A 26,265-nucleotide genomic window follows, 5' to 3' on the forward strand; every position below is an offset into this window, starting at 1 on the left:
CGCCGTTCAGCTAGCTTAGCGGGTACCGTAAACCACGATAGTTTTACCGTGGGCGGAGATCAGACTCTGATCTTCGAGCATTTTTAGAATACGGCCAACGGTTTCGCGGGAGCAGCCGACGATCTGACCGATTTCCTGACGAGTAATTTTAATTTGCATACCGTCCGGGTGGGTCATTGCATCAGGTTGTTTCGCCAGATTCAGCAGAGTCTGTGCGATACGACCGGTTACGTCGAGGAATGCCAGGTTACCTACTTTTTCAGAGGTGACCTGCAGACGACGAGCCATCTGAGAAGAGAGACGCATCAGGATATCCGGGTTTACCTGGATAAGCTGACGGAATTTTTTATAAGAAATTTCTGCCACTTCACAAGCGGTTTTCGCCCGAACCCAGGCACTACGCTCCTGACCTTCTTCGAACAGGCCAAGCTCACCGATAAAATCGCCCTGGTTGAGGTAAGAGAGGATCATCTCTTTACCTTCTTCATCCTTGATGAGTACTGCAACAGAGCCTTTCACGATGTAGTACAGCGTTTCTGCTTTTTCACCCTGGTGAATCAGCGTGCTCTTCGATGGGTACTTATGAATGTGGCAATGAGACAAGAACCATTCAAGGGTAGGGTCTGTTTGCGGTTTGCCAAGCACCATGCGCGGTTATCCTCTGTTATAAGCTGTCTCCAATGGCAGACACGACACTGCCACTGGCTTTGCAATCGTATCCTTCCCTGTGCCTGGGAAGTCGGCTGTCGGATTTTACTGCAGCCTGTAATGTGATGTTCTCTGCATACACGCATTACTTCAATGTATTACTGTTGCAGCACGACTGTTTTAGCATAGCTTTTGTCGCCTGTCTCCTGGTGTCTCGCTTCAGCATGACGCGCGTCGCCTTCCGTTGCGAGAATTGTTATGTGCGCGTAATCTGTCAGGAAAATTGCTACTCGGGAGTTAACAAATATGCAAGCGCGTGTGAAATGGGTTGAGGAATTAACCTTCCTGGGCGAGTCAGCTTCTGGCCACCAGATTATGATGGATGGTAACTCTGGCGATAAAGCCCCAAGCCCGATGGAAATGGTGCTGATGGCCGCGGGCGGTTGCAGCGCGATTGACGTGGTGTCCATTTTGCAGAAAGGCCGTCATGACGTGACCGACTGTGAAGTGAAACTGACTTCCGAGCGTCGTGAAGAAGCACCGCGTTTGTTCACCCACATCAATCTGCACTTCATTGTGACCGGTAATGACCTGAAAGAAGCGGCAGTGTCGCGTGCGGTGGATTTGTCTGCGGAGAAATACTGCTCTGTAGCGTTGATGCTGGAAAAAGCGGCGAAGATTACACACTCGTTTGAAGTGGTCGAAGCCTGATTGAGTGGCGGGGGCGTTACGCTGACCCGCCCTAAAAAATGATGCACGCCCGTTGGCGTGCATGCGATTACCCTATCTTTTTTCCTTCCATCAACCGCTCGACCAGCGGTGACATAATCAATTCCATTGCCAGCCCCATTTTCCCACCCGGCACCACCAAGGTGTTCATGTGAGAAATAAACGAACCTTGCAGCATCGCCAGCAGCCAAGGGAAATCAATATCGCCCAGATTCTGGAAATGGATAACGACAAAGCTCTCATCCAGTGACGGAATGCCCTTTGCCGCAAAGGGGTTGGAGGTGTCGACGGTCGGCACGCGCTGGAAGTTGATATGCGTCCGGGAGAATTGCGGCGTAATGTAGTTGATGTAATCTTCCATCGATCGCACCACTGAATCCATCACCGCTTCACGTGAGTGACCGCGCTCGCTGGTATCGCGGGTCAGCTTCTGGATCCACTCAAGGTTAACAATCGGCACCACGCCCACCAGTAAATCGACGTATTTCGCGACATCATTTTGTGGGGTTACCACGCCGCCGTGCAGACCTTCATAAAACAGCACGTCGGTCGGTTCCGGCAACGGCTGCCACGGCGTAAAGGTACCCGGCACCTGATTCCACGGAACGGCTTCGTCGTAGGTGTGCAAATACTTGCGCGACTGTCCGGTTCCGTTCTGACCGTAGGTCATAAACGTATTTTCCAGCAGGCCAAAGTCGTTGGCATCTGGCCCAAAATAGCTGATGTGACGGCCCATATCGCGCGCTTTGCGGATAGCCATGTCCATTTCAGGACGCGTGTAACGGTGGAAGCTGTCGCCTTCTACTTCGGCGGCAGTAAGATTGAGTTGAGCAAAGATTTTACGGAAGGCGAGGCTGGTGGTGGTGGTTCCCGCCCCGCTGGAACCGGTTACGGCGATCACCGGATGTTTGGCAGACATAGCTAACGACTCCCTGCATAAGCAATGGTTTTATTATAGTCAGCCGTGGAATTGGGTACGGGGCATGATATTGACCGTCTCGTGCAGTTCGGACCACACCAGAACGACATCCCCGCTTTTCAATTGTTGTTTTACGTCGGCGACCTTGTCTTCAAGCGAACGTTCATGTTCACCATAATCGGTGCCTTCGCGCAACACAAAGCTTTCAATCAGGCTATCGAGCGTTTCGGGAGCCAGATCTTGCCAGGGAATAATCATAACGGGGTTCCTAACCAGCGAGTGAGCCAGGCGGGAATGCGTTTCTCCAGCCACATTTCAGGATGGCGCAGCGTACCGCCGACAAATCCGACATGACCGCCATACTCCGTCAGCTGGTATTGAATATTGGCCGGAAGCTCTTCCTGAGACGGAATCGAGTGATGATCCATAAACGGGTCATCTTTTGCATGAATGATGAGTGTTGGTTTGGTTATCTGGCTCAGTACCGGCATCGCACTGCATTGGCGGTAGTAATCAATCGCGTCAGCATAACCGTGGATTTTTGAGGTAATCAGATCGTCAAACTCACGAATACGACGCACGCTTTTCAGACGCTTCAAATCCACCGGCAACGTTCCTGGATAAGCCTTCAGTTTGCGAGATGCATTGGCTTTCAGCAGGTTCAGCAGATAGCGCTGATACACGCGGGAGAAGCCTTTATCCATATGATAGCTACAGGCTTCCAGCATGAATGGCGCGGAGACGATAACTGCGGCATCGAGTGGCGTATTGTCACCCTCTTTGGCCAGCAGACAGCCCAGCATGTTGCCACCCAGCGAATAGCCCACTGCGGCCGTTGGGACGTCGCCAAATTCACGGCGCAGCCAGGAGAGGAACCAGGTGCCGTCTTCAGTTTCGCCTGAATGGTAGATGCGCTGAGCGCGGTTCGGTTCACCGCTGCAGCCGCGGAAATGCATCACCACCCCGAGCCAGCCGCGCTGCTGCGCCGCGTGAATCAGACCGTGAGCGTAAGGGCTGTACAGGCTGCCTTCCAGGCCGTGAAAAACCACCAGGCGAGGCTTATGCCGTGCCTGATTCGGATCTTCACTCCATGCCAGATCGATAAAATCCCCGTCCGGAAGATCAAGACGCTGCCAGTGCGGGGTGAACAACACTTTACGACGGATGAGACGCGGTAACATGGTCTGCAGATGGCAGTTGCGCACGCCTGTCATTGGTACAAAGGTGTCGTTCTCTTCTGGAGGTACTTCAAAGTCTACTGGGGTTACCTGAGCCATACCTTTACGCTGCTATCGTGAAAAAACGCTCTACTATACCGTCATAACACCGTTATGACGGATATGTGTTTATGAAAATGAGCCGCTGTGCGCTTTCGATGAGTTAAATCACTCTTCCTGAAGCATCTGTTCCAGCTGTTCGTGCGCATCCAGCCACGCCATTTCACACTCTTCCAGCCCTGATTTCGCCGTGGCCTGCTGTTGCAGACATTCGGTGAGTTCCGCTTTTCGTGTTTGGTCGTACAGCCCGCTGTCGCTGAGTTTTTCTTCTGCGGCCGCAAGCCGGGTATTGAGCTTTTCCATCTCTTTTTCCAGACGGGTAATCTCTTTACGCAGCGGCTGCGTCAGGGTGCGCAGCTCTGCATCACGACGTTTCTGATCTTTACGTGCCTGAGCGCTATTGGTGTTGTCTTTTGGCGCGTCGTCATTCTGACTTTCCTGCTTCTGAACATCGCTCAGCCATTGCTGATAATCTTCCAGGTCGCCATCGAAAGGTTCCACTTTCGCATCGTGAACCAGATACAGATCGTCAGTGGTGGAGCGCAGCAGGTGACGGTCGTGCGAGACCACAACCAGCGCGCCTTCGAATTCAATCAGCGCTTCGGTCAGCGCCTGACGCATGTCGAGATCCAGGTGGTTAGTCGGTTCATCGAGCAGCAGCAGGTTCGGGCGCTGCCAGACGACCAGTGCCAGCACCAGACGTGCTTTTTCACCGCCGGAGAAGCGACGCGTTTCTTCGCTGACTTTATCTCCCTGGAAACCAAAACCGCCGAGATAATCGCGCAGCTGTTGTTCCAGCACGTGCGGCGCCAGACGCACCAGATGCTGCAGCGGCGATTCGTCGGCGCGTAAAAACTCCAGCTGATGCTGGGCAAAGTAGCCGAGTTTAATACCCTTCGCCAGACCCATCTCACCGCTCTGGGCTTCCAGCTCACCGGCCAGAAGTTTAATCAGCGTTGATTTACCCGCGCCGTTGCGACCCAACAGGCCAATGCGCGAGCCGGGTACGAGATTGAGTTTAATCGAATCCAGAATGGTGCGATCGCCGTAGCCCGCGCTGACTTTTTCCATCTTCAGTAATGGATTTGGCAGGCTTTCCGGTTCGCGGAAGCTGAACTGGAATGGGTTATCTACGTGCGCCGGAGCAATCAGCTCCATGCGTTCCAGCATCTTCACGCGGCTTTGCGCCTGTTTAGCTTTAGATGCTTTCGCCTTAAAGCGATCAATAAAGCTCTGCAGGTGCGCTACTTTTTGCTGTTGGCTTTCGTACATAGACTGCTGCTGAGACAGGCGGGTTGCACGCTGGATCTCAAACGAGGAGTAGTTGCCGGTGTACTCAAACATCGCCTGTTGTTCGATGTGAATAATTTTGCTGACCACCGGGTCGAGGAAATCGCGGTCATGGGAAATCAGGATTAGCGTGCCCTGATAGCTTTTCAGCCATTTTTCCAGCCAGATTACAGCGTCGAGATCAAGGTGGTTAGTTGGTTCATCGAGCAGCAGCAGGTCAGAACGACATATCAGCGCCTGCGCCAGGTTGAGGCGCATACGCCAGCCGCCGGAGAAGGAGCTGGTTGGACGCTCAAGCTGTTCATTGCTGAAGCCCAGACCGTGTAGCAGGCTGGAGGCGCGGGAGCGAATAGTCCACGCATCAATGGCGTCCAGTTTGCCGTGTACGGTGGCGATGGCGTGACCGTCGTTGCGCTCGTTGGCTGCATTCAGTTCGGCTTCAAGTTGACGATATTCGCGGTCGCCATCAATCACATAGTCGAGAGCAGGCTGAGGGAGGGCAGGGGTTTCCTGATTCACCCACGCTAGCTGCCAGTTTCCCGGATAGGTGAAACTGCCGCCATCGGCGCTGATCTCGTTTTTTAGCAGCGACAGCAGCGTGGATTTGCCGCAGCCGTTTTTACCCACCAGACCCACTTTTTGCCCAGGGTTAATAATGGCTGTGGCGTTATCCAGCAGGACACGCACGCCGCGACGAATTTGTAACGAGGAGAAAACAATCATAAGGCGCCGTATGTTCAGACTATGTTAAATTGTCATTATGATAATGTAGTGTGGTGAACCCAACGCTACACCGGGCGGCAATGGTAGCCCAAAACAACAACGATAGACAAAAGCATTCAGGCGCATCTATGAACAAGGGATGCGAAATGGCCTGTCTGCTCATTGACCGGGAGGGGAATGATGTCAGAGACAGCAAAAGTTTTGCTGCTGTATGCCCATCCGGAATCTCAGGACTCGGTGGCCAACCGGGTTTTGCTTAAGCCGGCTCAACAGCTTGAAAACGTGACCGTACATGATTTGTACTCGCACTATCCTGATTTTTTTATCGACATACCGCGCGAGCAAAAGCTGCTCCAGGAGCATGACGTTATCGTGTTCCAGCATCCGCTTTATACCTATAGCTGTCCGGCTCTGTTGAAAGAGTGGCTTGATCGCGTTCTTAGCCGCGGTTTCGCCAGCGGCCCTGGGGGGAATCAACTGGCGGGAAAGTACTGGCGTAGCGTGATAACCACCGGCGAACCGGAAAGTGCGTATCGCCACGACTCCCTCAATCGCTATTCGATGAGCGACGTTTTGCGCCCTTTTGAGCTGACGGCCGCGATGTGTCGTATGCACTGGATGAATCCGATTATTGTTTACTGGGCGCGTCGGCAGCCACCGGAAGCATTGGCGAGCCATGCCAGAGCTTACGGTGACTGGCTGGCGAATCCTGTCACTCCGGGAGGCCGCTAATGGAAGGAACGGATTTACTGCTGGCGGGCGTGCTGTTCCTGTTCGCCGCAGTTGCCGCGGTGCCCCTGGCCTCGCGTTTAGGTATTGGTCCGGTCCTGGGCTATCTGTTAGCGGGGATTGCTATCGGGCCGTGGGGTCTGGGTTTCATCAGCGATGTGGATGAAATACTGCACTTCTCCGAACTCGGCGTGGTGTTCCTGATGTTCATCATTGGGCTGGAGCTGAATCCGTCTAAGCTCTGGCAGCTGCGACAATCCATTTTTGGCGTGGGCGCGGCGCAGGTTCTTTTGAGTGCGGCGATCCTCACCGGCTTGCTGATGCTGACCAACTTCTCCTGGCAGGCGGCGGTGATCGGTGGGATCGGGCTGGCGATGTCTTCGACGGCGATGGCGTTGCAGCTAATGCGCGAAAAAGGTATGAACCGCAACGAGGCTGGCCAACTGGGCTTTTCGGTGCTGCTTTTCCAGGACTTAGCGGTGATCCCCGCGTTGGCGCTGGTGCCGCTGTTGGCGGGTGCCGGGGATGAACATCCGGACTGGATCAAAATCGGCATGAAGGTGCTGGCGTTTGTCGGCGTGTTAATTGGCGGGCGGTATTTGCTGCGGCCGGTGTTCCGCTATATCGCAGGCTCCGGCGTGCGTGAAGTGTTTACCGCGGCTACGCTACTGCTGGTGCTCGGCTCGGCCTTGTTTATGGATGCCCTGGGTCTGTCGATGGCACTTGGCACGTTTCTCGCGGGTGTTCTGCTGGCGGAAAGTGAATACCGTCACGAGCTGGAAATCGCCATTGAGCCGTTCAAGGGTTTACTGCTGGGACTGTTCTTTATCTCCGTCGGCATGGCGTTGAATATTGGGATTTTATATACCCATATCTTGTTGGTGCTGGTAGGTGTGATTGTGCTGGTGGCGGTAAAGTCACTGGTGCTTTACGCGCTGGCTCGGATTTACGGCCTGCGCAGTTCCGAGCGCATGCAGTTTGCTGTGGTGCTGAGTCAGGGCGGGGAGTTTGCCTTTGTGCTGTTCTCTGCCGCATCGTCGCAGCGGCTATTTCAGCATGACCAGATGGCACTGCTATTGGTGACGGTAACGATGTCGATGATGACCACGCCGCTGCTGATGAAAATCGTCGATAAGTTGCTTTTTCGCCGCATCAATAGCCCGGAAGAAGAAGACGAAACGCCGTGGGTGGAAGATGATAAACCGCAGGTAATTGTGGTTGGCTTTGGCCGTTTTGGTCAGGTTATTGGCCGTTTGTTGATGGCTAATAAGATGCGAATCACCGTGCTGGAGCGCGACATCAGCGCGGTTAATCTGATGCGCAAATACGGGTATAAAGTGTATTACGGCGATGCCACTCAGATTGAGCTTCTGCGTTCGGCAGGCGCGGAAGAGGCAGAGTCTATCGTTATCACCTGTAACGGACCTGAAGACACGATGAAGTTGGTGGAAATTTGCCAGCAGTACTTCCCTCATCTGCATATTTTGGCTCGTGCTCGTGGTCGTGTGGAAGCGCATGAACTTTTACAGGCGGGCGTGAAACAGTTCTCCCGTGAGACGTTTTCCAGTGCGCTGGAACTGGGGCGTAAAGCGCTTATTACACTCGGGATGCATCCGCATCAGGCGCATCGTGCGCAGCTTCACTTCCGACGTCTGGATATGCGCATGCTGCGCGAACTGATGCCGGTCCATAGCGATATCCAGCAAATTTCCCGCGTGCGGGAAGCCCGGCGCGAGCTGGAAGAGATTTTCCAACGTGAAATGCAGCAGGAACGACGTCAGCTGGATGGCTGGGACGAATTTGAATAGAAGGTGAAAAATGGCAGTCCGTAAACGTTTTATCGCTGGAGCAAAATGTCCGGCATGTCAGGCGCAGGATTCAATGGCAATCTGGCGCGAAAACAATGTCGATATTGTTGAATGTGTTAAGTGTGGTCATCAAATGCGAGAGGCGGATAAGCAAGCGCGCGAGCACGTTCGCAAAGACGAACAGGTGATTGGTATTTTTCATCCAGAGTAGCGATCTCCGCTGTCTTTTTTTAAGCTAAGGGGTACACGGGTGCAGAATTCCGCTACAATCTGCGCCACTATTCTTCCCCTGCTCAGGAGATATCATGAAAGTAGCAAAAGACCTGGTGGTTAGCCTGGCCTATCAGGTACGTACAGAAGACGGTGTATTGGTTGATGAGTCTCCGGTAAGTGCGCCGCTCGACTACCTGCATGGTCACGGTTCCCTGATCTCTGGCCTGGAAAAAGCGCTGGAAGATCACGAAGTAGGCGATAAGTTTGACGTTGAAGTTGGCGCGAACGACGCTTACGGTCAGTATGATGAAAACCTGGTGCAGCGCGTGCCGAAAGACGTCTTCATGGGCGTTGAAGAGCTGCAGGTTGGTATGCGTTTCCTGGCTGAAACAGACCAAGGGCCAGTTCCGGTTGAAATCACCGAAGTTGAAGACGACCATGTCGTTGTCGACGGTAACCATATGCTGGCTGGCCAGAACCTGAAATTCCATGTTGAAGTCATTGCGTTGCGTGAAGCAACTGAAGAAGAACTTGCTCATGGCCACGTTCACGGTGCAAACGACCATCACCACGATCACGACCATGAAGGCGGTTGCTGCGGCGGCCACGGTCACGATCACGGCGGTCACGATCACGGCGACCATGAACATGGTAAAGGTGGTTGTGGCGGTAACGGCGGCTGCGGTTGCCATTGATCATCCACTTAGGGTGATAATAAAAAAGCGTGCATGGCACGCTTTTTTTTCATCCGATATTTTATATCAGTAATGTGGCGGCGGGGTTTCTTCTGACTGTGCAGCCATGTGTGACGGCTGGCTCGATTTCAGTTTTTCGACCATCAGGCGCATGTTGTCACGCATTTTGGCCATTTCCATTTCGTGGGAGGTCACCGTCTGGTTGAGGTCTTCAATGGTGATTTCCTGAAACGCCAGTCGGCTCTCAAGTTCTGCCAGACGCGCTTCTAATGTTATCTCGCTCATGATTCACCTCATATGTCATTCTGCGGCGGATTCTACTGGACTTTTCCTGCACGTGCAGCCACATAACGAGTCTAACGAAACTTATTTACACAAAAATAGTCTGAAAAGATTCGAGATTACAGAGCGTTCGTATGTTGATTTGTTCGACAACGATTTATAGTACGCTACTCATTTAATAAACCCTGGGGTGAGATGCCCCGGCCCTGGAGAAATGGATGAAATCACTGTTTAAAGTAACGCTTCTGGCGACAACGATGGCCGTTGCCCTGAATGCACCGCTGACTTTTGCCGCAGATGCTGCTGCAAAAACAGCTCCAGCTGCTGACTCCGCTAAAGCCGCACCGGCTAGCCTCAACGCTGCATTCAAAAACGACGACCAGCAATCCGCTTATGCACTGGGTGCATCGCTCGGTCGTTACATGGAAAATTCTCTGAAAGAACAGGAAAAACTGGGCATCAAACTGGATAAAGCTCAGCTGATCGCGGGTGTTCAGGATGCGTTTGCAGATAAGAGCAAGCTGTCTGATCAGGAAATCGAGCAGACTCTGCAGACTTTCGAGACTCGCGTAAAAACGTCTGCACAGCAGAAAATGGAAAAAGACGCGACTGATAACGAAGCGAAAGGCAAAACCTTCCGCGACACCTTCTCCAAAGAAAAAGGCGTGAAAACCTCTTCTACGGGTCTGATGTATAAAGTCGAGAAAGCAGGGACCGGCGACGCGCCGAAAGACAGCGACACCGTAGTGGTGAACTACAAAGGTACGCTTATCGATGGTAAAGAATTTGACAACTCTTACACCCGTGGCGAACCGCTGTCATTCCGTCTGGACGGTGTTATCCCTGGCTGGACTGAAGGCCTGAAAAACATCAAGAAAGGCGGCAAGATCAAGCTGGTCATTCCACCGGATCTGGCTTACGGCAAAACTGGCGTTCCGGGTATTCCGGCTAACTCCACTCTGGTCTTCGATGTTGAGCTGCTTGACATCAAACCAGCACCGAAAGCAGAAGCCGCTCCGGCTGCTGCCGCAGACGACAAAGCTGCAGCTGACACCAGTAAGAAATAAGTGTTTGAAAGCCGCCGTCCGAAAGGGCGGCGGTTTTTTATTGGGCGCAATATAATTAAGACTGGAAAGCGCCAAGTGTGCGTATTACTTTAGATGCCTCAATTTTGATGATGATAATGAGCCTGCCCTGACAACTAACGACAGGCTCCTGAAAAGGAGTGCTTTTTTTCATGTCCAGGTCGCTTTTAACCAACGAAACCAGTGAGCTTGATTTACTGGATCAACGTCCTTTCGACCAGACCGATTTTGATATTCTGAAATCTTACGAAGCGGTTGTGGACGGGTTAGCGATGCTCATTGGCTCTCATTGCGAAATCGTGCTTCACTCTTTGCAGGATCTCAAATGTTCCGCCATCCGTATTGCCAACGGTGAACACACCGGCCGTAAAATCGGCTCTCCTATTACTGATTTAGCGCTGCGCATGCTTCATGACATGACCGGTGCGGACAGTAGCGTATCCAAATGCTATTTCACTCGCGCGAAAAGCGGCGTACTGATGAAGTCTGTCACTATCGCTATCCGTAATCGTGAACAGCGTGTGATTGGGCTGCTGTGTATCAACATGAACCTTGATGTCCCGTTCTCGCAAATCATGGGCACCTTTATTCCGCCGGAAGTCCCGGAAGTAAACTCCCAGGTGAACTTTGCTTCCTCTGTGGAAGACCTCGTGACTCAGACGCTGGAATTCACCATCGAAGAGGTCAACGCCGATCGCAACGTTTCTAACAACGCAAAAAATCGCCAGATCGTGCTTAATCTTTATGAGAAAGGGATCTTCGATATCAAAGATGCTATCAATCAGGTCGCCGATCGTTTGAATATCTCCAAACACACTGTCTATCTCTACATCCGCCAGTTCAAAAGTGGCGATTTCCAGGGGCAAGATAAGTAATGCGTTTTGCCCTGATGGTGACGGGCCCTGCCTACGGCACTCAACAGTCCAGCAGTGCATGGCAGTTTGCGAATGCAGTGTTAGCTGAAGGGCATGAACTTGTGAGCGTGTTTTTCTATCGTGAAGGGGTTTACAACGCCAATCAGTTTACCGCGCCGGCAAATGATGAGTTCGATGTGGTACGGGCCTGGCAGTCTTTGCATCAGAAGTATGGTGTGGCGCTGCATATCTGTGTTGCCGCGGCGTTACGTCGGGGAGTGACTGATGAAACCGAAGCTAAACAGCTTGGTTTGACTGCTTTCAATCTGCAGCCTGGCTTCACGTTAAGTGGGCTGGGTGCGCTGGCAGAAGCCTCCCTGACCTGCGATCGAATGGTGCAATTCTGATGAAACGCGTAGCCTATGTCTTTATGACCGCCCCGCACGGTAGCAGTGCCGGAAGGGAAGGGCTTGATGCGCTGCTGGCGACTTCGGCGCTGACAGAAGACATTGGCGTCTTTTTTGTCGGTGACGGTGTGTTCCAGCTTCTCAGCAACCAACATCCTGCAAACATTCTGGCTCGCGACTACATTCCCACGTTCAAGCTGATGTCGCTCTATGATATCGAAAACTGTTGGCTATGCGCTGCTTCACTGCGCGAACGTGGTTTGAGTGAATCTTCTTTTATTATTGAGTCAGATATTTTGGAGCCCGATTTGCTCCGTCAACGGCTCGATGATTACGATGTGATTTTGCGATTCTGAGGTAACGATGCTGCATACCCTTAGCCACTCTCCCTGGCAACATGATATCAGCGCCCAGCTTCGTTTAGTCAGCCCGGGCGATGACCTGCTGCTACTGTCAGACGGCGTCATTGCTGCCCTGGACGGTAGCCGCTTCCTTGATATTCTCACCGCCGCCCCCATAACTCTGTATGCGCTAGAAGAGGACATTGAGGCCCGCGGTCTCACCGGTCAAATTTTGAGCGACGTCGTCAGGGTTAGCTATAATGACTTCGTCAGACTCACGATCCAACATGCCGGACAACTCACCTGGTAACAGAGATCGTTGTATATTTCTTGACACCTTTTCGGCGTGGCCCTAAAATTTCGCGTCCTCATATTATATGAGGCGATTTATTACGTGTTTACGAAGCAAAAGCTAAAACCAGGAGCTATTTAATGGCAACAGTAAATCAGCTGGTTCGCAAACCACGCACTCGCAAAGTTGCTAAAAGCAACGTGCCTGCGCTGGAAGCCTGCCCGCAGAAACGTGGCGTATGTACCCGTGTATATACCACCACTCCTAAGAAACCTAACTCCGCACTGCGTAAAGTTTGCCGTGTGCGTCTGACTAACGGTTTCGAAGTCACCTCCTACATCGGCGGTGAAGGTCACAACCTGCAGGAACACTCCGTGATCCTGATCCGTGGCGGTCGTGTAAAAGACCTTCCGGGTGTTCGTTACCACACCGTTCGTGGTGCACTTGACTGCTCCGGTGTTAAAGACCGTAAGCAAGCTCGTTCCAAGTATGGTGTGAAGCGTCCTAAGGCTTAATGGATTCCGTTAAGTAAGGCCAAACGTTTTATATTAATGTCAAACTAAACTCTTTGAGTTTTGGACAATCCTGAATTAACAACGGAGTATTTCCATGCCACGTCGTCGCGTCATTGGTCAGCGTAAAATCCTGCCGGATCCTAAGTTCGGATCAGAACTGCTGGCTAAATTTGTCAACATCCTGATGGTAGATGGTAAAAAATCTACTGCAGAATCAATCGTATACAGCGCGCTGGAGACCCTGGCTCAGCGTTCTGGAAAAAATGAACTGGAAGCTTTCGAAGTCGCTCTCGACAACGTGCGCCCGACTGTAGAAGTTAAGTCTCGCCGCGTTGGTGGTTCTACTTATCAGGTTCCAGTTGAAGTTCGTCCGGTTCGTCGTAATGCCCTGGCAATGCGTTGGATCGTAGAAGCTGCTCGTAAACGCGGTGATAAATCAATGGCCCTGCGTCTGGCGAACGAACTCACTGATGCTGCAGACAACAAAGGTACTGCAGTTAAGAAACGTGAAGACGTTCACCGTATGGCAGAAGCCAACAAGGCGTTCGCTCACTACCGTTGGTAATCCCTTCGGAGTGTTAGTCCCCAGGCGAGCGCTTCAGGTAAGTTGCTCGCTCTGGGTTACTCAAATGAACGTCTCAGGATATAGAGGAATCAAATGGCTCGTAAAACACCCATTGAGCGTTACCGTAACATTGGTATCAGTGCTCACATCGACGCCGGTAAGACAACCACTACCGAACGTGTTCTGTTCTACACCGGTGTAAACCACAAAATCGGTGAAGTTCATGATGGTGCAGCTACCATGGACTGGATGGAGCAGGAGCAGGAACGTGGTATTACCATCACGTCCGCTGCGACGACCTGTTTCTGGTCAGGTATGGCTAAGCAGTTCGAACCACACCACATCAACATCATTGACACCCCGGGCCACGTTGACTTCACTATCGAAGTTGAACGTTCCATGCGTGTTCTTGATGGCGCGGTAATGGTTTACTGTGCTGTTGGTGGTGTTCAGCCACAGTCTGAAACCGTATGGCGTCAGGCGAACAAATATAAAGTTCCACGTATCGCGTTCGTTAACAAAATGGACCGTATGGGTGCTAACTTCCTGAAAGTTGTTGATCAGATTGAAAAACGTCTGGGCGCAACTCCGGTGCCTCTGCAACTGGCAATCGGCGCGGAAGAAAAATTCACCGGTGTTGTTGACCTGGTGAAGATGAAAGCAATCAACTGGAACGAAGCTGATCAGGGCGTGACCTTCGAATACGAAGATATCCCAGCTGATATGCAAGATCTGGCTGAAGAATGGCATCAGAAATTGATTGAAGCCGCTGCTGAAGGTTCTGACGAACTGATGGAGAAATTCTTTGGTGGCGAAGAGCTGACTGAAGAAGAAATCAAAATTTCTCTGCGTAAGCGCGTGCTGAACAACGAAATTATCCTGGTTACCTGTGGTTCTGCGTTTAAAAACAAAGGCGTACAGGCGATGCTGGATGCGGTTGTTGAATACCTGCCAGCTCCGACTGATGTGACTGCGATCAACGGTATGCTGGACGACGGTAAAGACACTCCGGCTGTTCGTCACTCCGATGACAATGAGCCGTTTGCTGCTCTGGCGTTCAAAATCGCAACTGACCCGTTTGTGGGTAACCTGACCTTCTTCCGCGTTTACTCAGGTGTAGTAAACTCTGGTGATACCGTGTTCAACCCGGTGAAATCAGCACGTGAGCGTCTGGGCCGTATCGTACAGATGCACGCCAACAAGCGTGAAGAGATCAAAGAAGTTCGCGCTGGCGACATCGCTGCAGCTATCGGTCTGAAAGAAGTGACTACAGGTGATACCCTGTGTGATCAGGACAATGTGATCATTCTGGAGCGCATGGAATTCCCTGAGCCGGTAATTTCGATCGCTGTTGAACCAAAAACCAAAGCTGACCAAGAAAAAATGGGTCTGGCTCTGGGCCGTCTGGCTAAAGAAGATCCATCATTCCGTGTATGGACTGATGAAGAAACCAACCAGACTATCATTGCTGGTATGGGTGAACTGCACCTCGACATCATCGTTGACCGCATGAAGCGTGAATTCAACGTTGAAGCGAACGTCGGTAAACCACAGGTTGCTTACCGCGAAGCGATTCGTGCGAAAGTTACCGATATCGAAGGTAAACACGCCAAGCAGTCTGGTGGTCGTGGTCAGTACGGTCATGTTGTGATCGACATGTACCCACTGGAGCCGGGCTCAAATCCGAAAGGTTACGAGTTCGTCAACGACATCAAAGGTGGTGTAATTCCTGGTGAATTCATCCCTGCCGTTGATAAAGGCCTCCAGGAGCAGCTGAAAGCTGGTCCACTGGCTGGTTACCCAGTTGTTGATCTCGGCGTGCGTCTGCACTTCGGTTCATACCATGACGTTGACTCCTCCGAGCTGGCGTTTAAACTGGCTGCTTCTATCGCCTTCAAAGATGGCTTTAAGAAAGCAAAACCAGTTCTGCTTGAGCCTATCATGAAGGTTGAAGTTGAAACTCCAGAAGAGAACACCGGTGATGTTATCGGTGACCTTAGCCGTCGTCGTGGTCAGCTGAAAGGTCAGGAATCTAACGCTACTGGCGTTCAGATCCACGCTGAAGTTCCGCTGTCTGAAATGTTCGGATATGCAACTCAGCTGCGTTCTCTGACCAAAGGTCGTGCTTCTTACTCCATGGAGTTCCTGAAGTACGACGACGCGCCGAACAACGTTGCTCAGGCCGTTATCGAAGCTCGTGGCAAATAAGCCGCAAGGTTAAAACTAATGTCCCGTGCTCTCTCCTTGAGGGGGGAGCACTATAGTAAGGAATATAGCCGTGTCTAAAGAAAAATTTGAACGTACAAAACCGCACGTCAACGTTGGTACTATCGGCCACGTCGACCATGGTAAAACTACTCTGACTGCAGCAATCACCTCCGTACTGGCTAAGACCTACGGCGGTTCTGCTCGCGCATTCGACCAGATCGATAACGCACCAGAAGAAAAAGCTCGTGGTATCACCATCAACACTTCCCACGTTGAATATGACACCCCAAGCCGCCACTACGCACACGTAGACTGCCCAGGCCACGCCGACTATGTTAAAAACATGATCACCGGTGCTGCGCAGATGGATGGCGCGATCCTGGTTGTTGCTGCGACTGATGGCCCTATGCCACAGACTCGTGAGCACATCCTGCTGGGTCGTCAGGTAGGCGTTCCTTTCATCATCGTGTTCCTGAACAAATGCGACATGGTTGATGATGAAGAGCTGCTGGAACTGGTTGAGATGGAAGTTCGTGAACTCCTGTCCCAGTACGATTTCCCAGGCGACGACACCCCTATCGTTCGTGGTTCCGCGCTGAAAGCGCTGGAAGGCGAAGCTGAGTGGGAAGCTAAAATCGTCGAACTGGCTGGCTACCTGGATTCTTACATCCCAGAACCAGAACGTGCGATCGACAAGCCATTCCTGCTGCCAATCGAAGACGTATTCTCCATCTCCGGCCGTGGTACTGTTGTTACCGGTCGTGTAGAGCGCGGTATCGTTAAAGTTGGTGAAGAAGTAGAAATCGTTGGTATCAAAGAAACTGCGAAAACTACCTGTACTGGCGTTGAAATGTTCCGCAAACTGCTGGACGAAGGCCGTGCTGGTGAGAACGTTGGTGTTCTGCTGCGTGGTATCAAACGCGAAGAAATCGAACGTGGTCAGGTTCTGGCCAAGCCGGGTTCAATCAACCCGCACACCAAGTTCGAATCTGAAGTGTACATCCTGTCCAAAGATGAAGGCGGCCGTCATACTCCGTTCTTCAAAGGCTACCGTCCACAGTTCTACTTCCGTACAACTGACGTGACCGGTACCATCGAACTGCCAGAAGGCGTTGAGATGGTAATGCCAGGTGACAACATCAAAATGGTTGTTACCCTGATCCACCCAATCGCGATGGATGACGGTCTGCGTTTCGCAATCCGTGAAGGCGGCCGTACTGTAGGTGCGGGCGTTGTTGCTAAAGTCATCAGCTAATTATTCCTTAATTAGTTTTGACTAAAAAAGGGCGCTTCGGCGCCCTTTTTGCTATTTGTTATTTATCACTGTCACAGTTGTTTTCATTTTGTCCGCTTACTCCCGCACCGGTTCCTTAATTGTGCTATTGTAATCATAACTATTCTCATTTACACTTTGAGCATAAATTGAACGGGAGCGATCATGTACGTTTGTTTGTGTAATGGTGTAAGCGATAAAAAAATTCGTCAGGCTGTTCGCCAGTTTCATCCGCAATCTTTTCAGCAACTGCGCAAATTCATTCCCGTGGGAAATCAATGTGGTAAGTGCATTCGCGCCGCGCGCGAGATTATGCAGGACGAATTAACTCAGATACCGGAATTAAAAGAGATAGCCTGAGACTTCGGTCTTTTTTTTGACATCCCTGTAGCCCGTTCTACGCTTCTATGAGTGGAAGCGGAGGGACTATATAATGAAAGGTGATGTTAAAATCATAAGTTATCTCAATAAATTATTGGGAAATGAGCTTGTCGCAATCAATCAATACTTTCTCCATGCGAGAATGTTCAAAAACTGGGGCCTGACGCGCCTCAATGATGTCGAATACCATGAATCCATCGATGAGATGAAACACGCCGATAAATATATCGAGCGTATTTTATTTCTTGAAGGCCTTCCTAATCTGCAGGATCTCGGCAAGCTTGGCATTGGTGAAGATGTCGAAGAAATGCTGCAGTCTGACCTCAGGCTTGAACTTGAGGGCGCTAAAGATCTCCGAGAGGCAATCGCCTATGCTGATACCGTTCATGATTACGTCAGCCGCGATATGATGATTGAAATCCTGGCCGATGAGGAAGGACACATCGACTGGCTTGAGACAGAACTCGATCTGATTGGTAAGTTGGGCATTCAAAATTACTTACAATCCCAGATCAAAGTGGCAGAGTAGTCCACCACGTCTGAAAGCCAATAAGCACACCCGCTGCGCTCAGAAATGGGCCAAACCGCAGCGGGTTTTTTAATGCCTGGCTTGAGCGAGCAATAATCGCTTCTAAGCACACAAAAAGCAGCGCGGAACCCGTCGCAATTGTTATCAGCACCGGTAATTGCTGCCATCCATGCCATGCCCCGAGAGCCGCAAAGAATTTCACGTCACCATAGCCCAGCCCTTCTTTATGCCGAATACCCTTATAGAGCCAGTGCAGACCAGCCAGACTGCAATAGCCCGCTATTGCCCCTAATACGGAAGAGGGGAGTTGCTGGGGTTTAATCACCACGAAAAACAGCATTCCACACCAGAGTAACGGGCAGACCAGTCGATCCGGAAGCAAGCCGGTTCTGTAGTCATACCAGGCAAGAAGCCCTGTGACGATGCAGTAGATAACAATGAAGGGGAGGGCGGCGAACGACATAGACTCTACCTGTATGTGCAGAAGCCGTGAGTATTCTCAGTAACCCATTCAGAGACAAACACGGAAAGTCAGAAGGTCGAGAACGCTTCCAGAGTATGAGTTACCGATGCACTCATTACAGAAATGCATGCGCATGAAGTCGCAGATTACAGGTGGCGTATTTATAAACACTGCTTGCGTCGTGGTCAGATTTACGTATAATGCGCGGGCTTGTCAAAATTGACGGCGGGTTCGATATGAACTCCGACAATGTTGTTTGTTGTCGACAATGTTCCCAATTGGGGAACTACGCAAGAACGGTTACGCTCCCCCATCAATCGTAATGGGTGTGAGAAGTGGCCATTTCGTTTATAAAATAATTGGAGCTCTGGTCTCATGCAGAACCAAAGAATCCGTATCCGCCTTAAAGCGTTTGATCATCGTCTGATTGATCAATCAACCGCGGAAATCGTCGAGACTGCCAAGCGCACTGGTGCGCAGGTACGCGGTCCGATCCCGCTGCCGACCCGCAAAGAGCGCTTTACCGTTCTGATCTCTCCGCACGTTAACAAAGACGCGCGTGATCAGTACGAGATTCGCACTCACAAGCGTCTGGTTGACATCGTTGAGCCAACCGAGAAAACCGTTGATGCTCTGATGCGTCTGGACCTGGCTGCCGGTGTAGACGTGCAGATCAGCCTGGGTTAATCAGGTCATCGAGCGATTGAGAGGTTGATACAATGATTGGTTTAGTCGGTAAAAAAGTGGGTATGACCCGCATCTTCACTGAAGATGGCGTATCTATCCCAGTAACCGTAATCGAAGTTGAAGCAAACCGCGTTACTCAGGTTAAAGACCTGGCTAACGACGGCTACCGTGCTGTTCAAGTTACTACCGGTGCTAAAAAAGCTAGCCGCGTAACTAAGCCGGAAGCAGGTCACTTCGCTAAAGCTGGCGTAGATGCTGGCCGTGGTCTGTGGGAATTCCGCCTCGCTGAAGGCGAAGAGTTCACCGTAGGTCAGGACATTAGCGTTGAGCTGTTTGCTGAAGTTAAAAAAGTTGACGTAACCGGTACCTCTAAAGGTAAAGGTTTCGCCGGTACCGTTAAGCGCTGGAACTTCCGTACCCAGGACGCTACTCACGGTAACTCCTTGTCTCACCGCGTTCCGGGTTCTATCGGTCAGAACCAGACTCCGGGCAAAGTGTTCAAAGGCAAGAAAATGGCAGGTCAGCTGGGCAACGAACGTGTGACTGTTCAGAGCCTGGACGTAGTACGTGTTGACGCTGAGCGCAACCTGCTGCTGGTTAAAGGTGGTGTCCCGGGTGCAACCGGTTGCGACCTGATCATTAAACCAGCTGTGAAGGCGTGAGGAGATAGCAATGGAATTAGTATTGAAAGACGCGCAGAGCGCGCTGACTGTTTCCGAAACTACCTTCGGTCGTGACTTCAACGAAGCGCTGGTTCACCAGGTTGTTGTTGCTTATGCAGCTGGTGCTCGTCAGGGTACTCGTGCTCAGAAGACCCGTGCTGAAGTAACTGGATCCGGTAAAAAGCCGTGGCGCCAGAAAGGTACCGGCCGTGCGCGTGCAGGTTCTGCAAAGAGCCCAATCTGGCGTTCCGGTGGCGTAACCTTCGCTGCACGCCCGCAGGACCACAGTCAAAAAGTTAACAAAAAGATGTACCGCGGCGCGCTGAAAAGCATTCTGTCCGAACTGGTACGTCAGGATCGTCTGATCGTTGTCGAGACGTTCTCTGTAGAAGCGCCTAAAACTAAGCTGCTGGCACAGAAACTGAAAGACATGGCTCTGGAAGATGTATTAATCATCACCGGTGAGCTGGACGAGAACCTGTTCCTGGCCGCACGTAACCTGCACAAGGTTGACGTACGTGACGCGACTGGTATCGACCCGGTTAGCTTGATCGCCTTCGACAAAGTCGTAATGACTGCCGATGCTGTTAAGCAAGTTGAGGAGATGCTGGCATGATTCGTGAAGAACGTTTGCTGAAAGTGCTTCGTGCACCGCACGTTTCTGAAAAAGCGTCTGCTGCGATGGAAAAAACCAATACCATCGTTCTCAAAGTTGCTATAGACGCGACTAAAGCAGAAGTTAAAGCTGCTGTGCAGAAACTGTTTGAAGTCAAAGTTGATACCGTACGTACCCTGGTTGTTAAAGGCAAGGTGAAGCGTCACGGACAGCGTGTCGGTCGTCGTAACGACTGGAAAAAAGCTTACGTCACCCTGGAAGAAGGCCAGAATCTGGACTTCGTTGGCGGCGCTGAGTAAGTCGGAGGAGTAATACAATGGCAGTTGTTAAATGTAAACCGACATCTCCGGGTCGTCGTCACGTAGTTAAAGTGGTCAACCCTGAGCTGCACAAGGGCAAACCTTTTGCTCCGCTGCTGGAAAAAAACAGCAAATCCGGTGGTCGTAACAACAATGGCCGTATCACCACTCGTCATATTGGTGGTGGTCACAAGCAGGCATACCGTATTGTTGACTTCAAACGCAACAAAGATGGTATCCCGGCAATTGTTGAACGTCTTGAGTACGATCCGAACCGTTCCGCGAACATCGCGCTGGTTCTGTACAAAGATGGCGAACGCCGTTACATCCTGGCCCCTAAAGGCCTGAAAGCTGGCGACCAGATTCAGTCTGGCGTTGATGCTGCAATCAAAGCAGGCAACACGCTGCCGATGCGCAATATCCCGGTTGGTTCTACCGTTCATAACGTAGAAATGAAACCAGGTAAAGGCGGTCAGCTGGCACGTTCCGCTGGTACTTACGTTCAGATCGTTGCTCGCGATGGTGCTTATGTCACCCTGCGTCTGCGTTCTGGTGAAATGCGTAAAGTCGAAGCAGACTGCCGTGCAACCCTGGGCGAAGTTGGCAATGCTGAGCATATGCTGCGCGTTCTGGGTAAAGCAGGTGCTGCACGCTGGCGTGGTATTCGCCCTACCGTTCGCGGTACTGCGATGAACCCAGTCGACCACCCACATGGTGGTGGTGAAGGTCGTAACTTTGGTAAACACCCAGTAACTCCATGGGGCGTTCAGACCAAAGGTAAGAAGACCCGCAGCAACAAGCGTACTGATAAATTTATCGTACGTCGCCGTAGCAAATAATATTAGAGGATAAGCCATGCCACGTTCTCTCAAGAAAGGTCCTTTTATTGACCTGCACTTGCTGAAGAAGGTAGAGAAAGCGGTGGAAAGCGGTGACAAGAAGCCCCTGCGCACTTGGTCCCGTCGTTCAACGATCTTTCCTAACATGATCGGTTTGACCATCGCTGTCCATAATGGTCGTCAGCACGTTCCGGTATTTGTTTCCGACGAAATGGTCGGTCACAAACTGGGTGAATTCGCACCGACTCGTACTTATCGCGGCCATGCTGCTGATAAAAAAGCGAAGAAGAAATAAGGTAGGAGGAAGAGATGGAAACTTTAGCTCAACATCGCCATGCTCGTTCTTCTGCTCAGAAGGTTCGCCTTGTTGCTGACCTGATTCGCGGTAAGAAAGTGTCGCAGGCCCTGGATATTCTGACCTACACCAATAAGAAAGCGGCTGTACTGGTCAAGAAGGTTCTGGAATCTGCCATTGCTAACGCTGAACACAACGATGGCGCTGACATTGACGATCTGAAAATTACGAAGATTTTCGTAGACGAAGGCCCTAGCATGAAGCGCATTATGCCTCGTGCAAAAGGTCGTGCAGATCGCATCCTGAAGCGCACCAGCCACATTACTGTGGTTGTGTCCGATCGCTGAGACTCTGGAGACTAGCAATGGGTCAGAAAGTACATCCTAATGGTATTCGCCTGGGTATTGTAAAACCTTGGAACTCTACCTGGTTTGCGAACACCAAAGAATTCGCTGACAACCTGGACAGCGATTTTAAAGTACGTCAGTACCTGACTAAGGAACTGGCAAAAGCGTCCGTATCTCGTATCGTGATCGAGCGTCCAGCTAAGAGCATCCGTGTGACTATTCACACTGCTCGCCCTGGTATCGTTATCGGTAAGAAAGGCGAAGACGTAGAAAAACTGCGCAAGGTCGTAGCGGATATCGCTGGCGTTCCTGCACAGATCAATATCGCCGAAGTTCGTAAGCCAGAACTGGACGCTAAATTGGTTGCTGATAGCATCACTTCTCAGCTGGAACGTCGCGTTATGTTCCGTCGTGCTATGAAGCGTGCTGTACAGAACGCAATGCGTCTTGGCGCTAAAGGGATTAAAGTTGAAGTTAGCGGCCGTCTGGGCGGCGCGGAAATCGCACGTACCGAATGGTACCGCGAAGGTCGCGTACCTCTGCACACTCTGCGTGCTGACATTGACTACAATACCTCTGAAGCGCACACCACTTACGGTGTAATCGGCGTTAAGGTATGGATCTTCAAAGGCGAGATCCTGGGTGGTATGGCTGCTGTTGAACAACCGGAACCGGCTGCTCAACCTAAAAAGCAGCAGCGTAAAGGCCGTAAATAAGGAGCGTCGCTGATGTTACAACCAAAGCGTACAAAATTCCGTAAAGTGCACAAAGGCCGCAACCGTGGTCTGGCGCAGGGTACGGATGTTAGCTTCGGCACTTTCGGTCTGAAAGCTGTTGGCCGTGGTCGTCTGACTGCACGTCAGATCGAAGCAGCACGTCGTGCTATGACCCGTGCAGTTAAGCGTCAAGGTAAGATCTGGATCCGTGTATTCCCGGACAAACCGATCACCGAGAAGCCGCTGGAAGTTCGTATGGGTAAAGGTAAAGGTAACGTGGAGTATTGGGTTGCCTTGATTCAGCCGGGTAAAGTCCTGTATGAAATGGACGGTGTTCCGGAAGAGCTGGCCCGTGAAGCCTTCGGCCTGGCAGCAGCGAAACTGCCTATCAAAACCACCTTTGTAACTAAGACGGTGATGTAATGAAAGCAAATGAGCTGCGTGAAAAGAGCGTTGAAGAGCTGAACACCGAGCTGCTTAACCTGCTGCGCGAGCAATTCAACCTGCGTATGCAGGCTGCAAGCGGCCAGCTGCAACAGACTCACCTGCAGAAGCAGGTTCGTCGTGATGTTGCACGTGTTAAGACTTTACTGACTCAGAAGGCGGGTGCGTAATGACCGATAAAATCCGTACTCTGCAAGGTCGCGTTGTCAGCGATAAAATGGAGAAATCCATTATTGTTGCCATCGAACGTGTTGTGAAGCACCCGATCTACGGGAAATTCATCAAACGTACGACCAAACTGCACGTACATGACGAGAACAACGAATGTGGTATCGGCGACGTGGTTGAAATCCGCGAATGCCGTCCACTGTCCAAGACTAAGTCCTGGACGCTGGTTCGCGTTGTAGAGAAAGCGGTTCTGTAATAGAGTACGCATTCTCAAACGAATAAACGGCTCAGAAATGAGCCGTTTATTTTTTCTACCCATATTCAGGAACCGGTGTTATAATGCCGCGCCCCCGATATGGGGTTTTTTAACGGCTCTGAATTTAGGGTCTCAGTAGTAGTTGACATTAGCGGAGCACTAAAATGATCCAAGAACAGACTATGCTGAACGTCGCCGACAACTCCGGTGCGCGTCGCGTAATGTGTATCAAGGTTCTGGGTGGCTCGCACCGTCGCTACGCAGGCGTCGGCGATATCATCAAGATTACCATCAAGGAAGCAATTCCACGTGGTAAGGTGAAAAAAGGCGATGTGCTGAAAGCGGTAGTGGTGCGCACCAAGAAGGGTGTTCGTCGCCCGGACGGTTCTGTCATTCGCTTCGATGGTAATGCATGCGTTATTTTAAACAATAACAGCGAGCAGCCAATCGGCACGCGTATTTTTGGGCCGGTAACTCGTGAACTGCGTAATGAAAAGTTCATGAAAATTATCTCTCTGGCACCAGAAGTACTCTAAGGAGCGAATCATGGCAGCGAAGATCCGTCGTGATGACGAAGTTATCGTGTTAACCGGTAAAGATAAAGGTAAACGCGGTAAAGTAAAAAATGTCCTGTCTTCCGGCAAGGTCATTATTGAAGGTATCAATCTGGTTAAGAAACATCAGAAGCCGGTTCCGGCCCTGAATCAACCAGGTGGCATTGTTGAGAAAGAAGCTGCGCTTCAGATCTCTAACATTGCAATCTTCAATGCGGCAACCGGCAAGGCTGACCGTGTAGGCTTTAGATTCGAAGACGGCAAAAAAGTCCGTTTCTTCAAATCTAACAGCGAAACTATCAAGTAATTTGGAGTAGTACGATGGCGAAACTGCATGATTACTACAAAGACGAAGTAGTTAAGAAACTCATGACTGAGTTTAACTACAATTCTGTCATGCAAGTCCCTCGGGTCGAGAAGATCACCCTGAATATGGGTGTTGGTGAAGCGATCGCTGATAAGAAACTGCTGGATAATGCAGCAGCTGATTTGACAGCTATCTCCGGTCAAAAGCCGTTGATCACCAAAGCACGCAAATCAGTTGCAGGCTTCAAAATCCGTCAGGGCTATCCGATCGGCTGTAAAGTGACCCTGCGTGGCGAACGCATGTGGGAGTTCCTTGAGCGCCTGATCACTATTGCTGTTCCACGTATTCGTGACTTCCGTGGCTTGTCCGCTAAGTCTTTCGATGGTCGTGGTAATTACAGCATGGGTGTCCGTGAGCAGATCATCTTCCCAGAAATCGACTATGACAAAGTCGACCGCGTTCGTGGTTTGGATATTACCATTACCACTACTGCGAATTCTGATGAAGAAGGCCGTGCTCTGCTGGCTGCCTTTGACTTCCCGTTCCGCAAGTAAGGTAGGGTTACTTAATGGCTAAGCAATCAATGAAAGCACGCGAAGTTAAACGCGTAGCTTTAGCTGAAAAATACTTCGCGAAACGCGCTGAACTGAAAGCGATCATCTCTGATGTAAACGCTTCTGACGAAGATCGTTGGAACGCAGTTCTCAAGCTGCAAAGTCTGCCGCGTGATTCCAGCCCGTCCCGTCAGCGTAACCGCTGCCGCCAGACTGGTCGTCCACATGGTTATGTGGGCAAGTTCGGGTTGAGCCGTATCAAGCTTCGTGAAGCCGCAATGCGCGGTGAAGTACCTGGCTTGAAAAAGGCTAGCTGGTAATTGTCACCAATTGAATCACGGGAGTAAAGACAGATGAGCATGCAAGATCCGATCGCGGATATGCTGACCCGTATCCGTAACGGTCAGGCCGCGAACAAAGCTGCGGTCACCATGCCTTCCTCCAAGCTGAAAGTGGCAATTGCCAACGTGCTGAAGGAAGAAGGTTTTATTGAAGAATTTAAAGTTGAAGGCGACACCAAGCCGGAACTGGAAGTGACTCTTAAGTACTTCCAGGGTAAAGCTGTTGTAGAAAGCATTCAGCGTGTCAGCCGCCCAGGTCTGCGCATCTATAAGAAAAAAGATGAGCTGCCGAAAGTTATGGCGGGTCTGGGTATCGCAGTTATTTCTACCTCTAAAGGTGTTATGACTGATCGTGCAGCGCGCCAAGCTGGTCTTGGTGGCGAAATTATCTGCTACGTAGCCTAATCGGAGGAAAAAATGTCTCGTGTTGCTAAAGCACCGGTCGTTGTTCCTGCCGGCGTTGATGTAAAAATCGACGGACAGGTTATTACGATCAAAGGTAAAAACGGCGAGCTGACTCGTACTCTCAACGCTGCTGTTGAAGTTAAACATGCTGATAATGCTCTGACCTTCGGTCCACGTGATGGTTTCGTGGATGGTTGGGCTCAGGCTGGTACCGCGCGTGCCCTGCTGAACTCAATGGTTGTCGGTGTTACCGAAGGCTTCACTAAGAAGCTGCAGCTGGTTGGTGTAGGTTATCGTGCAGCGATCAAAGGGAATGTAGTAAACCTGTCTTTAGGTTTCTCGCACCCTGTTGAACATCAGCTGCCAGCAGGTATTACTGCAGAATGTCCGACTCAAACTGAAATCGTGCTGAAAGGCGCTGATAAGCAGGTGATCGGTCAGGTTGCAGCAGATCTGCGCGCCTACCGTCGTCCTGAGCCTTATAAAGGCAAGGGTGTTCGTTACGCCGACGAAGTCGTGCGTACCAAAGAGGCTAAGAAGAAGTAAGGT

The 26,265-nt window shown here is 51.1% G+C and carries 40 protein-coding genes; 33 read left to right on the forward strand and 7 right to left on the reverse strand.

The genetic code is table 11. The features are described from left to right. Positions 1-15 precede the first annotated feature (15 nt). A complete protein-coding gene (crp, locus tag MUU46_RS12800; protein WP_049839093.1) occupies positions 16-648 on the reverse strand; it encodes a cAMP-activated global transcriptional regulator CRP in 633 nt (210 codons plus the stop codon). Positions 649-954: 306 nt separating this feature from the next. On the opposite strand from crp, the gene MUU46_RS12805 reads away from it, so the two are divergent. Beyond that, entirely contained in the window at positions 955-1,359 is a 405-nt protein-coding gene (locus MUU46_RS12805; RefSeq protein ID WP_159757681.1) for an OsmC family protein, read from the forward strand. 67 nt (positions 1,360-1,426) lie between these two features. On the opposite strand, the gene MUU46_RS12810 is transcribed toward MUU46_RS12805, so the two are convergent. The 4 genes from MUU46_RS12810 to MUU46_RS12825 form a co-directional block, all read right to left on the reverse strand. Further along, positions 1,427-2,296: a phosphoribulokinase gene (locus MUU46_RS12810; protein WP_258965707.1), complete on the reverse strand. Its 870-nt coding sequence runs from the start codon at positions 2,294-2,296 to the stop codon at positions 1,427-1,429. A gap of 39 nt (positions 2,297-2,335) precedes the next feature. Next, entirely contained in the window at positions 2,336-2,554 is a 219-nt protein-coding gene (locus MUU46_RS12815) for a YheU family protein (protein ID WP_110511763.1), read from the reverse strand. Beyond that, the gene (locus MUU46_RS12820) at positions 2,551-3,573 is read right to left on the reverse strand and encodes a hydrolase (protein ID WP_159757687.1); all 1,023 of its coding nucleotides are present in this window, start codon (positions 3,571-3,573) and stop codon (positions 2,551-2,553) included. The genes MUU46_RS12815 and MUU46_RS12820 overlap by 4 nt, the downstream gene beginning before the upstream one ends. Before the next feature lie 108 nt (positions 3,574-3,681). Next, on the reverse strand, positions 3,682-5,586 hold the full coding sequence (locus MUU46_RS12825; protein WP_258965708.1) for an ABC transporter ATP-binding protein: 1,905 nt from the start codon (positions 5,584-5,586) through the stop codon (positions 3,682-3,684). A 180-nt stretch (positions 5,587-5,766) separates the two neighbouring features. Here MUU46_RS12825 and kefG point away from each other — a divergent pair, with 180 nt between their 5' ends. The 4 genes from kefG (at position 5,767) to slyD (ending at position 9,031) form a co-directional block, all read left to right on the forward strand. Further along, positions 5,767-6,318 carry a glutathione-regulated potassium-efflux system ancillary protein KefG gene (kefG, locus tag MUU46_RS12830; protein ID WP_185153746.1) on the forward strand — a complete coding sequence of 184 codons (552 nt, stop codon included), beginning with the start codon at positions 5,767-5,769 and terminating at the stop codon, positions 6,316-6,318. Then, entirely contained in the window at positions 6,318-8,123 is a 1,806-nt protein-coding gene (gene kefB / locus MUU46_RS12835; RefSeq protein ID WP_159757696.1) for a glutathione-regulated potassium-efflux system protein KefB, read from the forward strand. Before kefG ends, kefB begins: the two co-directional genes overlap by 1 nt. Positions 8,124-8,133: 10 nt before the next feature. After that, positions 8,134-8,334 (forward strand): YheV family putative zinc ribbon protein, encoded by a 201-nt coding sequence (locus MUU46_RS12840; protein ID WP_159757699.1) that lies wholly within the window; start codon positions 8,134-8,136, stop codon positions 8,332-8,334. A 94-nt stretch (positions 8,335-8,428) separates the two neighbouring features. Beyond that, entirely contained in the window at positions 8,429-9,031 is a 603-nt protein-coding gene (gene slyD / locus MUU46_RS12845) for a peptidylprolyl isomerase (protein WP_159757702.1), read from the forward strand. Between the two features lie 66 nt (positions 9,032-9,097). Here slyD and MUU46_RS12850 read toward each other — a convergent pair whose 3' ends face one another. Then, complete coding sequence (locus MUU46_RS12850) at positions 9,098-9,316, reverse strand: protein SlyX (protein ID WP_159757705.1); 219 nt, start codon at positions 9,314-9,316, stop codon at positions 9,098-9,100. A gap of 215 nt (positions 9,317-9,531) precedes the next feature. On the opposite strand from MUU46_RS12850, the gene fkpA reads away from it, so the two are divergent. From fkpA to bfr, 11 genes are all read left to right on the forward strand, one after another. Continuing rightward, positions 9,532-10,380, forward strand: a complete 849-nt coding sequence (gene fkpA, locus MUU46_RS12855; protein ID WP_258965709.1) for an FKBP-type peptidyl-prolyl cis-trans isomerase — start codon at positions 9,532-9,534, stop codon at positions 10,378-10,380. Positions 10,381-10,550: 170 nt separating this feature from the next. Further along, positions 10,551-11,273, forward strand: coding sequence for a helix-turn-helix transcriptional regulator (locus tag MUU46_RS12860; RefSeq protein WP_159757711.1), 723 nt, complete (start codon positions 10,551-10,553; stop codon positions 11,271-11,273). After that, a complete protein-coding gene (gene tusD, locus MUU46_RS12865) occupies positions 11,273-11,659 on the forward strand; it encodes a sulfurtransferase complex subunit TusD (protein WP_258965710.1) in 387 nt (128 codons plus the stop codon). Before MUU46_RS12860 ends, tusD begins: the two co-directional genes overlap by 1 nt. After that, positions 11,659-12,015, forward strand: a complete 357-nt coding sequence (tusC, locus tag MUU46_RS12870; protein ID WP_258965711.1) for a sulfurtransferase complex subunit TusC — start codon at positions 11,659-11,661, stop codon at positions 12,013-12,015. Before tusD ends, tusC begins: the two co-directional genes overlap by 1 nt. A gap of 7 nt (positions 12,016-12,022) precedes the next feature. After that, positions 12,023-12,310 carry a sulfurtransferase complex subunit TusB gene (gene tusB, locus MUU46_RS12875; RefSeq protein ID WP_258965712.1) on the forward strand — a complete coding sequence of 96 codons (288 nt, stop codon included), beginning with the start codon at positions 12,023-12,025 and terminating at the stop codon, positions 12,308-12,310. Between the two features lie 122 nt (positions 12,311-12,432). Next, on the forward strand, positions 12,433-12,807 hold the full coding sequence (rpsL, locus tag MUU46_RS12880) for a 30S ribosomal protein S12 (protein WP_043956330.1): 375 nt from the start codon (positions 12,433-12,435) through the stop codon (positions 12,805-12,807). A gap of 94 nt (positions 12,808-12,901) precedes the next feature. Further along, positions 12,902-13,372 (forward strand): 30S ribosomal protein S7, encoded by a 471-nt coding sequence (rpsG, locus tag MUU46_RS12885; RefSeq protein ID WP_110511749.1) that lies wholly within the window; start codon positions 12,902-12,904, stop codon positions 13,370-13,372. A gap of 93 nt (positions 13,373-13,465) precedes the next feature. Next, on the forward strand, positions 13,466-15,580 hold the full coding sequence (gene fusA / locus MUU46_RS12890) for an elongation factor G (protein WP_159757724.1): 2,115 nt from the start codon (positions 13,466-13,468) through the stop codon (positions 15,578-15,580). A 70-nt stretch (positions 15,581-15,650) separates the two neighbouring features. After that, the gene (tuf, locus tag MUU46_RS12895; protein ID WP_258965713.1) at positions 15,651-16,835 is read left to right on the forward strand and encodes an elongation factor Tu; all 1,185 of its coding nucleotides are present in this window, start codon (positions 15,651-15,653) and stop codon (positions 16,833-16,835) included. A 183-nt stretch (positions 16,836-17,018) separates the two neighbouring features. Continuing rightward, complete coding sequence (gene bfd, locus MUU46_RS12900; RefSeq protein ID WP_258965714.1) at positions 17,019-17,213, forward strand: bacterioferritin-associated ferredoxin; 195 nt, start codon at positions 17,019-17,021, stop codon at positions 17,211-17,213. A gap of 73 nt (positions 17,214-17,286) precedes the next feature. Then, positions 17,287-17,763 (forward strand): bacterioferritin, encoded by a 477-nt coding sequence (gene bfr, locus MUU46_RS12905; RefSeq protein WP_159762036.1) that lies wholly within the window; start codon positions 17,287-17,289, stop codon positions 17,761-17,763. Here bfr and MUU46_RS12910 read toward each other — a convergent pair. Then, a complete protein-coding gene (locus MUU46_RS12910) occupies positions 17,747-18,226 on the reverse strand; it encodes a prepilin peptidase (RefSeq protein WP_159762035.1) in 480 nt (159 codons plus the stop codon). The genes bfr and MUU46_RS12910 overlap by 17 nt on opposite strands. Positions 18,227-18,601: 375 nt before the next feature. On the opposite strand from MUU46_RS12910, the gene rpsJ reads away from it, so the two are divergent. The 17 genes from rpsJ (at position 18,602) to rplF (ending at position 26,262) form a co-directional block, all read left to right on the forward strand. Beyond that, entirely contained in the window at positions 18,602-18,913 is a 312-nt protein-coding gene (gene rpsJ / locus MUU46_RS12915; protein WP_001181005.1) for a 30S ribosomal protein S10, read from the forward strand. A gap of 32 nt (positions 18,914-18,945) precedes the next feature. After that, positions 18,946-19,575 (forward strand): 50S ribosomal protein L3, encoded by a 630-nt coding sequence (gene rplC / locus MUU46_RS12920; protein WP_159762034.1) that lies wholly within the window; start codon positions 18,946-18,948, stop codon positions 19,573-19,575. A gap of 10 nt (positions 19,576-19,585) precedes the next feature. Next, positions 19,586-20,191: a 50S ribosomal protein L4 gene (rplD, locus tag MUU46_RS12925; protein ID WP_110512460.1), complete on the forward strand. Its 606-nt coding sequence runs from the start codon at positions 19,586-19,588 to the stop codon at positions 20,189-20,191. Continuing rightward, the gene (rplW, locus tag MUU46_RS12930) at positions 20,188-20,490 is read left to right on the forward strand and encodes a 50S ribosomal protein L23 (RefSeq protein WP_159762033.1); all 303 of its coding nucleotides are present in this window, start codon (positions 20,188-20,190) and stop codon (positions 20,488-20,490) included. Before rplD ends, rplW begins: the two co-directional genes overlap by 4 nt. Positions 20,491-20,507: 17 nt before the next feature. Continuing rightward, the gene (gene rplB / locus MUU46_RS12935; RefSeq protein ID WP_159762032.1) at positions 20,508-21,329 is read left to right on the forward strand and encodes a 50S ribosomal protein L2; all 822 of its coding nucleotides are present in this window, start codon (positions 20,508-20,510) and stop codon (positions 21,327-21,329) included. A gap of 16 nt (positions 21,330-21,345) precedes the next feature. Continuing rightward, positions 21,346-21,624: a 30S ribosomal protein S19 gene (gene rpsS / locus MUU46_RS12940; protein WP_001138115.1), complete on the forward strand. Its 279-nt coding sequence runs from the start codon at positions 21,346-21,348 to the stop codon at positions 21,622-21,624. Between the two features lie 14 nt (positions 21,625-21,638). Then, on the forward strand, positions 21,639-21,971 hold the full coding sequence (rplV, locus tag MUU46_RS12945) for a 50S ribosomal protein L22 (RefSeq protein WP_032938700.1): 333 nt from the start codon (positions 21,639-21,641) through the stop codon (positions 21,969-21,971). Between the two features lie 17 nt (positions 21,972-21,988). Then, positions 21,989-22,687 (forward strand): 30S ribosomal protein S3, encoded by a 699-nt coding sequence (rpsC, locus tag MUU46_RS12950; RefSeq protein WP_006817277.1) that lies wholly within the window; start codon positions 21,989-21,991, stop codon positions 22,685-22,687. Positions 22,688-22,699: 12 nt separating this feature from the next. Further along, positions 22,700-23,110 (forward strand): 50S ribosomal protein L16, encoded by a 411-nt coding sequence (gene rplP / locus MUU46_RS12955; RefSeq protein WP_002919759.1) that lies wholly within the window; start codon positions 22,700-22,702, stop codon positions 23,108-23,110. After that, the gene (rpmC, locus tag MUU46_RS12960) at positions 23,110-23,301 is read left to right on the forward strand and encodes a 50S ribosomal protein L29 (protein WP_159762031.1); all 192 of its coding nucleotides are present in this window, start codon (positions 23,110-23,112) and stop codon (positions 23,299-23,301) included. The genes rplP and rpmC overlap by 1 nt, the downstream gene beginning before the upstream one ends. Continuing rightward, a complete protein-coding gene (gene rpsQ / locus MUU46_RS12965) occupies positions 23,301-23,555 on the forward strand; it encodes a 30S ribosomal protein S17 (RefSeq protein ID WP_159762030.1) in 255 nt (84 codons plus the stop codon). Before rpmC ends, rpsQ begins: the two co-directional genes overlap by 1 nt. A 164-nt stretch (positions 23,556-23,719) precedes the next feature. Next, complete coding sequence (gene rplN, locus MUU46_RS12970) at positions 23,720-24,091, forward strand: 50S ribosomal protein L14 (RefSeq protein WP_000613954.1); 372 nt, start codon at positions 23,720-23,722, stop codon at positions 24,089-24,091. A 10-nt stretch (positions 24,092-24,101) separates the two neighbouring features. Continuing rightward, the gene (rplX, locus tag MUU46_RS12975) at positions 24,102-24,416 is read left to right on the forward strand and encodes a 50S ribosomal protein L24 (RefSeq protein ID WP_159762029.1); all 315 of its coding nucleotides are present in this window, start codon (positions 24,102-24,104) and stop codon (positions 24,414-24,416) included. Between the two features lie 14 nt (positions 24,417-24,430). Then, a complete protein-coding gene (gene rplE, locus MUU46_RS12980; RefSeq protein WP_097165000.1) occupies positions 24,431-24,970 on the forward strand; it encodes a 50S ribosomal protein L5 in 540 nt (179 codons plus the stop codon). Between the two features lie 14 nt (positions 24,971-24,984). Next, positions 24,985-25,290, forward strand: coding sequence for a 30S ribosomal protein S14 (rpsN, locus tag MUU46_RS12985; protein WP_074780832.1), 306 nt, complete (start codon positions 24,985-24,987; stop codon positions 25,288-25,290). Positions 25,291-25,323: 33 nt separating this feature from the next. Further along, positions 25,324-25,716, forward strand: coding sequence for a 30S ribosomal protein S8 (gene rpsH / locus MUU46_RS12990; protein ID WP_097165001.1), 393 nt, complete (start codon positions 25,324-25,326; stop codon positions 25,714-25,716). A gap of 12 nt (positions 25,717-25,728) precedes the next feature. Continuing rightward, on the forward strand, positions 25,729-26,262 hold the full coding sequence (gene rplF / locus MUU46_RS12995) for a 50S ribosomal protein L6 (protein WP_258965715.1): 534 nt from the start codon (positions 25,729-25,731) through the stop codon (positions 26,260-26,262). Positions 26,263-26,265: the final 3 nt, after the last annotated feature.

The sequence above is a fragment of the Scandinavium tedordense genome (genome assembly GCF_024764965.1).
GTDB lineage: Bacteria > Pseudomonadota > Gammaproteobacteria > Enterobacterales > Enterobacteriaceae > Scandinavium > Scandinavium tedordense.